This window comes from Microbacterium sp. FG3, from assembly GCF_057809335.1.
Genome location: NZ_JBMDJT010000006.1, coordinates 94,844 through 104,906, shown reverse-complemented (window position 1 = coordinate 104,906; position 10,063 = coordinate 94,844). Strand labels below are relative to the sequence as shown.

At 71.3% G+C, this 10,063-nt stretch carries 9 protein-coding genes; 1 reads left to right on the top strand and 8 read right to left on the bottom strand.

What is annotated here, in order from left to right:
* Positions 1-60 precede the first annotated feature (60 nt).
* The 7 genes from ACODR5_RS03850 to ACODR5_RS03820 form a co-directional block, all read right to left on the bottom strand.
* Positions 61-1,236, bottom strand: coding sequence for an ABC transporter substrate-binding protein (locus ACODR5_RS03850; protein WP_488982782.1), 1,176 nt, complete (start codon positions 1,234-1,236; stop codon positions 61-63).
* An 83-nt stretch (positions 1,237-1,319) separates the two neighbouring features.
* Positions 1,320-2,108 carry an ABC transporter permease gene (locus tag ACODR5_RS03845; RefSeq protein WP_488982781.1) on the bottom strand — a complete coding sequence of 263 codons (789 nt, stop codon included), beginning with the start codon at positions 2,106-2,108 and terminating at the stop codon, positions 1,320-1,322.
* A gap of 8 nt (positions 2,109-2,116) precedes the next feature.
* A complete protein-coding gene (locus ACODR5_RS03840; protein WP_488982780.1) occupies positions 2,117-2,950 on the bottom strand; it encodes an ABC transporter ATP-binding protein in 834 nt (277 codons plus the stop codon).
* Complete coding sequence (locus ACODR5_RS03835; protein WP_488982779.1) at positions 2,947-3,858, bottom strand: ABC transporter permease; 912 nt, start codon at positions 3,856-3,858, stop codon at positions 2,947-2,949. The genes ACODR5_RS03840 and ACODR5_RS03835 overlap by 4 nt, the downstream gene beginning before the upstream one ends.
* Positions 3,855-4,871 carry a TIGR03842 family LLM class F420-dependent oxidoreductase gene (locus ACODR5_RS03830; protein WP_460815929.1) on the bottom strand — a complete coding sequence of 339 codons (1,017 nt, stop codon included), beginning with the start codon at positions 4,869-4,871 and terminating at the stop codon, positions 3,855-3,857. Before ACODR5_RS03830 ends, ACODR5_RS03835 begins: the two co-directional genes overlap by 4 nt.
* Before the next feature lie 15 nt (positions 4,872-4,886).
* Positions 4,887-6,323 carry a dihydropyrimidinase gene (hydA, locus tag ACODR5_RS03825; protein WP_488982778.1) on the bottom strand — a complete coding sequence of 479 codons (1,437 nt, stop codon included), beginning with the start codon at positions 6,321-6,323 and terminating at the stop codon, positions 4,887-4,889.
* 41 nt (positions 6,324-6,364) lie between these two features.
* Entirely contained in the window at positions 6,365-7,213 is an 849-nt protein-coding gene (locus tag ACODR5_RS03820; RefSeq protein ID WP_449853465.1) for a nitrilase-related carbon-nitrogen hydrolase, read from the bottom strand.
* Between the two features lie 152 nt (positions 7,214-7,365).
* Here ACODR5_RS03820 and ACODR5_RS03815 point away from each other — a divergent pair, with 152 nt between their 5' ends.
* Positions 7,366-8,742, top strand: coding sequence for an aminotransferase-like domain-containing protein (locus ACODR5_RS03815; RefSeq protein ID WP_460815923.1), 1,377 nt, complete (start codon positions 7,366-7,368; stop codon positions 8,740-8,742).
* On the opposite strand, the gene ACODR5_RS03810 is transcribed toward ACODR5_RS03815, so the two are convergent.
* Positions 8,694-9,995, bottom strand: coding sequence for a cell division protein PerM (locus tag ACODR5_RS03810; protein ID WP_449853467.1), 1,302 nt, complete (start codon positions 9,993-9,995; stop codon positions 8,694-8,696). The genes ACODR5_RS03815 and ACODR5_RS03810 overlap by 49 nt on opposite strands.
* Between the last annotated feature and the right edge of the window lie 68 nt (positions 9,996-10,063).

Below are 10,063 nucleotides of genomic sequence, written 5' to 3'. Positions count from 1 at the left end.
TGCCGTCGTGATCCCAGACCCTCGTGCCCTCGCCGCCCGCGACCTCGGTGATGCCGTTGCTCATTCGCCGCCCTCGGTCGGGGTCACCTCGAGCGGCGTGTACGACTCGCCGCGCACGTCGATCCCCTCCTCCTCGAGCTCGGCGATCGCCTGCTCGATGTAGGTGTTGTCGTAGGCCGTCGCGGGCGGCTCCTCCGTGATGAGACGGGCGCCCTGCTCATTGACGGCACGGAGGGCGCCCTCCACCGTCGCGTCCCACGCGGCCGGATCGATGTATCCGATGCCGTTCTCGGCGGGCCAGATCAGCTTGTTCGTCTCGTTCGCCATCCACGTCTCGTGCCCGATCGGCCAGGCGGAGCCGGCGTCCACCGTGAGCTGCGCCGCCTCCTCGGCGTTGTCGCGGGCGTAGGCCCAGCCCTTGATCACGGCGCGCAGGAAGGCGACCGTCGTCTCGGCGTACTCCTCGTCGCTCTCGAGCCGCTCGGTGTCTGCCCAGATCGCGTCCTGCAGCATCGCCCCCTCGGTGTCCTCGTACGCGATGACGTTGAAGTCCTCGGGCTGGTAGAGCTCCCCCGTGTCCGGGTTCACCGTCTCGAGGAGCAGCGCGTACTCGTTGTACGTCATCGCCTGCGCGGCGTCGATGTCGCCCTGCAGGAACGCGTTCATGTCGAAGGACTGGGTGATGATCTCGACGCTCGACGCGTCGAGGCCCTCGGCCGCCATCGCCGCGAAGATCTCCCATTCGTTGCCGAAGCCCCAGGAGCCGATGCGACGGCCCTCGAAGTCGGCGACGGAGTCGATGCCGGAGTCCGCCCACGCGATCTGGAGGGTGCCCGAGCGCTGGAAGATCTGCGCGACGTTGGTGACGTCGGCGCCCTGCTCGATGGATCCGAGCACCTTCGGCACCCACGCGATCGCGTAGTCGACGTCGCCGGCGACGAGCGCGTCCTGCGGAACGATGTCGCCGCCCGACTCGACGATCTCGACGTCGAGGCCCTCCTCTTCGAAGAAGCCCTGCTCGAGCGCGGCGTAGTAGCCGGCGAACTGCGCCTGCGCGAGCCACTGCAGCTGCAGGGTCACGGGCGTCAGCTCCTCGCCGTCGCCCCCGCCAGCGGCCTCATCCGGCCCCGACGCGCAGCCGGAGAGGATGAGCGATGCGGCCGCACCGATCGAGGCGAAGGCGAGCAGACGACGTCGGGTCGAGGCTCTGTGGGAAGCGGGTGTGCTGTGGTTCATGGTGTTCCTTCCGAGATGGTTCTCTGCGAGAGAGGCGGGTGATGCTCGGTTGGTGCGGTGGTGCTTTCGCCGGTGGCGAAGATTCAGTGCCGGTGACGGCGCGCGAGCCGTTCGAGGCCGCTGGTGACGAGATAGAACAGCACGCCCAGCAGGATGGCGCCGACGACGAATGCCCAGCTCCGCGCGTACGCGCTCTGCGCGGCGTAGGTCGAGATGAGGCCGCCGAGGCCGCCGCGCGGGCCTCCGAAGTACTCGGCGACGAGCGCCGAGATCACGGACAGCGAGCTCGCGACGCGCAGTCCGGTGAGGATGTGCGGGGTCGCGGTCGGCAGCGTCACCGTGCGGAAGGCCTGCACGGGTGTGGCGGCGAAGACGTGCATCAGGTCGCGGTGCAGCGGAAGCGCCTGCCGCAGCCCGCGCAGGGTCCCCAGGAACACGGGTGTGAACGCGGCGATGCCCGCGATCACCTGGCGCCCCAGCTGACTGTCGGCGCCGAACATGGTGTTCAGGACCGGCGCCAGCGCGACGATCGGCACGACCGCGAGAGCGGCCACGAGGGGCGCCGTCATGCCGTCTATCGCGCGGCTGGCCGCGGCCAGGGCGGCCAGCAGCACGGCCACGAGCGAGCCGGCGACGAGGCCGAGCAGCGCGTTCAGCCCCGTGACGCGCGCGCCCTCGAGCACCGAGGGGAGGAACGCCGCGAACTCACCCGCGATGGCTCCGGGGCTGGGCAGCAGGTAGTCGTCGACGCCCACGACGCTGACGAGCAGCTGCCACACGCCGAGCACGGCCAGCCCCAGCGCCACGGGAGCGGCGACCACACCCCACCGCGCGGCGCCGCCCGCCGCCCGGATCCGGGGAGCGTCGGTCACGGATGCCGTCATCGCGTCTCCACTCCGCGCGCCAGCGCCCCCGGGCGCCCCTCACCCGCGTGCAGCGCCTCGCGCACGGCGGTGATCATCTCGAAGTAGCCCTCGTCCTCGCGCAGCTCTTCGGTGCGGTCGGACGTGCCGACCAGCCGCATCGAGACGACGTCGCTGATGCGGCCGGGGCGAGGCGACATCACCACGACGCGGTCGGAAAGGTACACCGCCTCGGGGATCGAGTGCGTCACGAACACCACGGCCGCGCTCGTCTCGGCGCAGATGCGCAGCAGCTCCGACTGCATGCGCTCGCGGGTCATCTCGTCGAGCGCCCCGAAGGGCTCGTCCATGAGCAGCAGCCGCGGCTTCTCGGCGAGCGCGCGGGCGATCGCCACGCGCTGCTGCATGCCGCCGGAGAGCTGGTCGGGGTGGCGGTCGGCGAAGTCCGCCAGGCCGACCATCTCGAGCAGTTCCGCGACACGCTCGCGGCGGTCCGATGCGCTCCAGCCGTGCAGCTGCAGCGGCAGTCCGATGTTGTCGGCGACGGTGCGCCACGGCAGCAGGCCCGCCTGCTGGAACGCGATGCCGTAGTCCTGATCGATGCGAGCCCTCGCCGCCGGCTTGCCGAACAGCTCCACGGATCCGTTCGTGGGCTGATCGAGATCGGCGATCAGCCGCAGCAGCGTGGACTTGCCGCATCCCGATGGCCCGATCAGCGAGACGAACTCGCCCGGCGCGATGGCGAGGTCCACCCCGCTGAGGGCGTGCACCGTGCCCGAGCGGGTGGCGAAGATCTTGTCGACGCCGGCGATCGCGACCGCCGACGTCCCAGGGTGCTGTTCGGTCGTCATCGGGACGACACCTCCACGCGTCGATAGTCCTTGAGGAGCCAGCCGGCGAGCGCGACCGAGCCGGCGGCGAGGAGGCCCAGTGCCACGGCACCGAAGATGGGTGCCCAGGCCTTGGGCGGATCGGACGAGGCCTGACCCGCGAACTGGACCACCATGCGGCCGACGCCGTCGCGCGCGCCGGTCGAGACCTCGGCGACGACGGCCCCCACGATGGCGTTCGCCGCCGCGAGGCGCAGCGCCGTGAGCAGGTGCGGGACGGCGGCGGGCAGGCGCAGCGCGAGCAGCGTGCGCCACCACCCGACGCCGTATGTCCGCATCAGCTCGAGATGGATCCGGTCGGGGGCGTCGAGCCCGCTCAGCGCCCCCACGGCCACCGGGAAGAACGCCAGATAGCTCGCGATGAGGGCCACGCTCATCCAGTCCTGCCACTCGAACGCGCCGATCTCGATGCGCGAGCCCCACGCACGCACGAGCGGCGCGAAGGCGATGAGGGGAACCGTCTGGCTGAGCACGATCCACGGCAGCAGCGCCCAGCGCGCCACGCGGAAGGCGAGCATCAGCAGCGCGAACCCCATGCCGACCACGACGCCGACGGCAAGACCAGCGGCCGCGGTGCCGAGCGTCACGAACGACGCCTGCGCGACCGCCCACCACAGCGCGTCGGCCGTGGCGGCCCGCGTCTCGCCGGCGAACAGTCGCGCCACCATGTCCCACACGTGGGGCATCGCGAGGTCGATCGCCCGCGGCAGCACCCGCACGCCGCCGATCACGACGCCGTCTTCCGGCCCGGTCAGCCGGTAGAGCTCCCACAGCGCGGCAAGCAGGATGATCCCGCCCGCGCCCCACGCCCACGCGCGGGCGCCGCGCCCGCGGTGGACACGCGCAGAACTCGTCGACACGGCGCTCATACCTTGGCCAGCACCCTCTCCCGCATGGCCGGGATCACCGTCTCGCCGTAGGCCCGGATCGTCTCCTCCTTGTTGTCGTGCTGGAGGTATCCGGCGAACTGGTGCACGCCGACCTCGCGGAGCTGCTCGAGCTTCTCGATGTGCTGCTCCGGCGTGCCCAGCACGCAGAATCGGTCGACGATCTCGTCGGGCACGAAGTCGACGTGGTCGTTGCCGGCCCTGCCGTGCGAGTTGTAGTCGTATCCCTCGCGCTTGTCGATGTAGTCGGTCAGCGCCTGCGGCACGGCCCCGTCGGCGCCGTAGCGGCGCACCACCTCGGCCACATGATTGCCGACCATCCCGCCGAACCAGCGGGTCTGGTTGCGCATGTGCTCGATGTCGTCGCCGATGTAGAACGGCGCGGCGACGCAGAAGGTGATCGCGTCGGGATCGCGGCCCGCCCGCTCGGCCGCCTCGCGCACCGCCGTGATCATCCACTTCGCGATGTCGACGTCGGCCAGCTGCAGGATGTACCCGTCTCCCACCTCGCCGGTCAGCTGCAGCGCCTTGGGCCCGTACGCGGCGACCCACATCTCGAGCTCGCTGCCGACGGACCATGGGAAGCGCAGCGTCGCGCCGTTGTGCTGCACCGCGCGGGAGCTCGCGAGCTCGCGGATGACGTGGATCGCCTCGCGCAGCTCCTGCAGCGAGGAGGGCCGCCCGTTCAGCACGCGCACCGCACTGTCGCCCCGCCCGATGCCGCACACCGTGCGGTTGCCGAACATCTCGTTGAGGGTCGCGTAGAGGGAGGCCGTCACCGTCCAGTCGCGGGTGGCGGGGTTGGTGACGAAGGGCCCCACCTTCACCTTGCGCGTGGCGGCCAGGATCTGGCTGAACACGACGTAGGGCTCCTGCCACAGCAGGTGGGAGTCGAAGGTCCAGACGTGGCTGAAGCCGTGGTTCTCCGCCTGGACGGCGAGGTCGACCACGCGCGACGCGGGCGGGTCGTTCTGCAGGACGATTCCGAAATCCATGTGTGTCGCCTCCGCTCAGCTCAGGTACTGGCTCAGGCCGCGCTTGATGTACCGGCCGTGACCCTTGCGGCCGATGTAGCCCCTGTCATCGACGATCACCTGGCCGCGCGACATGACGAGGTCCACATGGCCGTCGATCTCGAAGCCCTCCCAGGCCGAGTAGTCCATGTTCATGTGGTGCGTCTTGCCCACGCCGATCGAGGTGTGGCCATCGGGGTCGTAGACGACGATGTCGGCGTCGGCGCCGGGCTGGATGACGCCCTTGCGCCCGTACATCCCGAACATCCGCGCCGGCGTGGTCGAGGTGATCTCGACCCAGCGCTCCAGCGTGATCCGCCCCTCCACGACGCCCTGGTACATCAGGTCCATGCGGTGCTCGACGCTTCCGATGCCGTTCGGGATCTTCGCGAAGTTCCCGATCCCCATCTCCTTCTGCTCCTTCATGCAGAACGGGCAGTGGTCGGTCGAGACCATCTGGATGTCGTTCGTGCGCAGGCTGCGCCACATGGCGTCCTGGTGGCCGTCGTGGTGCGACCGCAACGGGGTGGAGCACACCCACTTGGCGCCCTCCAGCTCCCCCCACTCCGCGCTCTTCGCGGCCAGCTGCTCCTCGAGCGACAGGTAGAGGTACTGAGGGCAGGTCTCGCCGAACACGTTGTAGCCCGCGTCCCGCGCCGCGGCGATCTGCTCCACGGCCTGCTTCGCGCTCACGTGGACGACGTACAGTGGCGCGCCGGTGAGCCGCGAGATCATGATCACGCGGTGCGTCGCCTCCTCCTCCGTCTCCCAGGGACGAGTGAGGCCGTGCCACTCGGGTCCGGTGTGCCCGGCCTCGAGCGCCTGCTGCTGCAGCACGTCGATGATCGAGCCGTTCTCCGCGTGCATCATCATCATGGCGCCGTTCTCGGCGCCCTTCTGGAACGCGCGGAGGATCTGGCCGTCGTCCGAGAGGAACACGCCCTTGTAGGCCGTGAACAGCTTGAAGCTCGTCACGCCCTCGGCCACCAGCTCGTCCATGGCGTGCAGCGAGGACGTCTGCACGTCGGAGAGGATCTGATGGAAGCCGTAGTCGATCGCGCACTCCCCCGCGGCCTTCTCCTGCCACGCCTGGTACTGATCGAGGATGTTCTGGTCGGGGTACTGCACGACGAAGTCGACGATGCTCGTCGTCCCTCCCCATGCCGCCGCACGCGTGCCGGTCTCGAACGTGTCGCTCGCGAAGGTGCCGCCGAAGGGCATCTCCATGTGCGTGTGTGCGTCGATCCCGCCGGGGATGACGTACTTGCCCGTCGCGTCGATGACCCTGTCGACCGTGTGCGTCAGATCCGCCCCGACGATCTGAGACCCGGGCTCCAGCACCGCGACGATCCGCTCGCCGTCGACCAGCACGTCGGCGAGGCCGCGGCCGGTGGCGCTGACCACCGTTCCACCGGTGATGAGTGTCGTGCTCATGCGTTGCTCCTGTCAGGTGTCGGCTGCCTGGCCCGCGGCTCTCAGGGAGCGGGGATCGCGGTGTACGAGTCGGGGCGGCGGTCGCGGTAGAACTGCCAGCTGTCGCGCGCCTCGCGGATGAGCCCGAAGTCCAGGTCGCGCACGAGCAGCTCTTCGTGCTCGGACGATCCGTAGTCGCCCACGAGGTTGCCGCGCGGGTCGACGAACTGGCTCCTGCCGTAGAAGTCGACGGCGAGGTCGCCGTACTCGTTGTCCTCGCGACCGACGCGGTTCGGCGCCGCCACGAAGTAGCCGTTCGCGGCCGCGGCGGCCGGCTGCTCGATCTCCCACAGCCGGTTCGACAGGCCGGGCTTGGTCGCGTTGGGGTTGAACACGATGTCGGCGCCGTTCAGGCCCAGCTCCCGCCATCCCTCGGGGAAGTGGCGGTCGTAGCAGATGTACATGCCGACCTTGCCGATGGCCGTCTCGAAGACCGGGTAGCCGAGGTTGCCGGGACGGAAGTAGAACTTCTCCCAGAACTTCTCGACGTGCGGGATGTGGTGCTTGCGGTATTTGCCGAGCACCGTCCCGTCGGCGTCGACCAGAACGCTCGTGTTGTAGTACACGCCGGCCATGGCCTCTTCGTAGATCGGCAGGACCGTCACGATGCCGAGCTCCTTGGCCAGATCCGCGAAGCGCTGCACGATCGGCCCGTCGGCGGGCTCGGCATAGCGGTAGTACTTCTGATCCTGCGTGATGCCGAAGTACGGACCGTAGAACAGCTCCTGGAAGCCGATCGCCTGCGCGCCCTGGGCGGCGGCGTCGCGAGCGAACTGCTCGTGCTTGTCGAGCATGGACGCCTTGTCGCCCGTCCAGGTGGTCTGGCTGATCGCGACGCGAACTGTGGTCATCTCGGCTCCTCCGCGGTGTGACGCCGTCTGCCGGCTCGTGATTGCGTCACTGTCGCGCTTGGACATTTCTCTGAGATTTCGCTTTCCACCTCCCCCGTAAATTCGCGGTCCTGCCCGTGCAGCGCGGCCGCGTGCCGCTGCAGGATCGACACATGACACCCGTCGCCACGGCAGGAACGCTCGCGCAGCGCATCGAGAGCCCCACGCCGTCCGGGATCGCCGCCTCGCTCGCGCGGCTCGTCGCGGACGGCACGCTCGCCCCCGGCGACCGCCTGCCGACGGTGCGCGAGGTCGCGAGGTCGCTGGGAGTGAGCCCGGCGACCGTGTCGACCGCGTGGCGCGCCCTCTCGGGGGCGGGGACGATCGTCTCCCGCGGGCGCGCGGGGACCTTCATCCGCGCCACGACCGCGCGCGAGGTCGCCCCGCACACGCGCCGCCTCGCCGGACACGTCCACGCCACGCGGCTCGATCTCTCGCGGGGCACGCCCGACCCGCTGCTGCTGCCGCAGCTCGCTCGCGCCTTCACGCGTGCCGCACCGCAGGCGGTGACCGCCAGCTACCACGACGTCCCGCTGCTGCCACGGCTCGAGCGCCTGCTGCGCGAGCGGTGGCCGATCGAGGGGCACGCGCTGACCGTCGTCAGCGGCGCTCTCGACGGCATCGACCGCTCGCTGCAGCAGCTGACGCGCTTCGGCGACCGGGTGGTCGTCGAGCAGCCGACGTTCCCGCCGTTCTACGACCTGCTCGACGCACACGATCTGGGGATCGTGCCGGTCGCGGTCGACGAGCAGGGTGTGGTGCCGGCGGCGCTCGCCGACGCGATGTCGGTCGGGCCCCGCGTGCTCCTGCTGCAGCCCCGTGCGCACAACCCCACCGGCGTGTCCATGACCGCCGATCGCGCCCAGGAGCTCGCGGAGGTCATCCGTCGTTCCCCGCGGGGACGGAACATCACGGTGATCGAGGACGATCATTCGGGCTCGATCGCGCAGGCGGAGTCCGTCACGCTCGGCCGGCATCTGCCCGATCAGACCGTGCTCGTGCGATCGTTCTCGAAGTCGCACGGGCCCGATCTGCGCATCGCGGCGCTGAGCGGGCCGGCCGCGCTGATCGCCCGCATCGAGGGCCGTCGCACGCTCGGCCCCTGGTGGGTGCCGCGCCTCATCCAGCATGCGCTCGCCGAGCTGCTCACGGATGGCGAGTCGATCGCGGAGGTCGCGCGGGCACGGTCCGCGTACGCCTCACGGCAGCGGCGCTTCGCGGACGCGCTGGGCGATGTCGGGCGGACGACCATCGCCGACGGCATCAATGCGTGGGTGCCCGTCGACGACGAGAGGGCCGCGATCGTCGGCCTCGCCGCGCAGGGCATTCGCGTCGCGGCGGGAAGCGCGTTCTTCCGCGACCAGATCACGACGACGACCGACGGCCGTGACCGCATCCGCGTCACCGTGGGGATGATCACGACCGACGTCGAGGCGGTCGCTCAGGCGGTGTCGAGGGCGTCGGCCTCGGCGCCGGCGACCTCGTCGTAGTCGCCGTGCCACCGCTCGGGTCGGGGGCCGAGCAGCAGGATCCCGGCGCCCACCGCGGCCTCGAGGCCCACGGCGAGCGCGAGGGCACCCGGCTCCGGTCCCGCCTCCGCCAGGCGCCCCGGGCCCATGGCGCCGGACGCGGCCGCGGCCAGCGCCGCGGCGGCCGCCCCCGACAGCACCGCGATCCCGAGCGCCACGACCAGGCGCGGCAGCACGGGCTCGGGGGCGCGCGCTCCGGCGCCGCCCTCCTCGGCCGCGGCGGCGTCGAGCTCGACGACGAAGCGTGCGCGAGCCGCCCATCCCGCGATCGCGCCGAGCGCCACGGGGATGAGGGCGGCGAGCAGCAGCGGCGCCGCGCCGTGCTCGGGCAGCAGCCCGAAGATCGGCAGCGCGGGGACGACACCGAGATCCGTGCTCACGGGAGAGACGGTCGTGCCGGCGCCGACCGCGAAGCCGGGCCCGGCGATCCAGGACGCCGCCCAGACGAGCGCCGTCGGCAGGTAGGCGAGGTGGGCGAGGGTGAGGCCCGTGGCACCGAGCGCGTCCACGTGCGCCGCCTCGAAGAGCGAGACCACCTCGCCGCCACGGAGAACGACCGACAGTGCCAGCGCGACACCGGCGGCACCGAGGAGCCCCACGACGACGATCGCCGCCCCGCGGACCGCGAGCGCGGGCACCTCGCGCCACGCCACGGCGAGCCCGTCCAGCACGTCGTGCACGCGATCGATCGGTCCGCCGTCGCCCTCCCGCCAGGCCTCGGCGATGACGCCGCCGAGCGCGCCGGCGGCGTAGAGCAGCGTGGGCCAGAGCACCGCGGGGGCCGGGTGCACGACCGCCACGGGGTTGTCGGAGGTGAGCAGCACGATCGCCGCGATGAGCGCCGTGGTCGCCGCCCCCGCGACCGTGCCGGTGATCCAGGCGCCCGCCGCCACCGCGCGGCCCCCCGAGCGGGCGGCGAAGAGCACGACGAACCCGGCGAAGGCGAGGGGCGCGAGCGAGACCGCGAACGACGCGGCCTCCTGCGGCAGCGACGCGGCGGCGAGGAACTCGTCGCCGAGGGTCAGCTCGACGGGCACGAGCATGCCCAGCTGCCAGATGCGCGCGGTCGCCGGCCACAGCGCCTGCCAGTCGGCGCCGCCGCCGAACGAGAAGATCCACAGGAGCGTGAGGGGCGCGAGCACGACGCCGACGGCGACGGCCGCCGCGACGGCGGCGTCGATCGCGGCGAGCAGGGCGACGAGGAGGCGATGCATGGGCGCTACCGAGCCTAGGTCGCCCGGCCTCCGATCCCCTGCGCCCATGCCGGGAACGGTCCGGGCCG

What these genes read in the sequence shown, in the direction of transcription:
- ACODR5_RS03850 (WP_488982782.1), bottom strand. Translation starts at nt 1,236, where the DNA reads ATGAACCACAGCACACCCGCTTCCCACAGAGCCTCGACCCGACGTCGT.
- ACODR5_RS03840 (WP_488982780.1), bottom strand. Translation starts at nt 2,950, where the DNA reads ATGACGACCGAACAGCACCCTGGGACGTCGGCGGTCGCGATCGCCGGC.
- ACODR5_RS03835 (WP_488982779.1), bottom strand. Translation starts at nt 3,858, where the DNA reads ATGAGCGCCGTGTCGACGAGTTCTGCGCGTGTCCACCGCGGGCGCGGC.
- ACODR5_RS03830 (WP_460815929.1), bottom strand. Translation starts at nt 4,871, where the DNA reads ATGGATTTCGGAATCGTCCTGCAGAACGACCCGCCCGCGTCGCGCGTG.
- hydA (WP_488982778.1), bottom strand. Translation starts at nt 6,323, where the DNA reads ATGAGCACGACACTCATCACCGGTGGAACGGTGGTCAGCGCCACCGGC.
- ACODR5_RS03820 (WP_449853465.1), bottom strand. Translation starts at nt 7,213, where the DNA reads ATGACCACAGTTCGCGTCGCGATCAGCCAGACCACCTGGACGGGCGAC.
- ACODR5_RS03815 (WP_460815923.1), top strand. Translation starts at nt 7,366, where the DNA reads ATGACACCCGTCGCCACGGCAGGAACGCTCGCGCAGCGCATCGAGAGC.
- ACODR5_RS03810 (WP_449853467.1), bottom strand. Translation starts at nt 9,995, where the DNA reads ATGCATCGCCTCCTCGTCGCCCTGCTCGCCGCGATCGACGCCGCCGTC.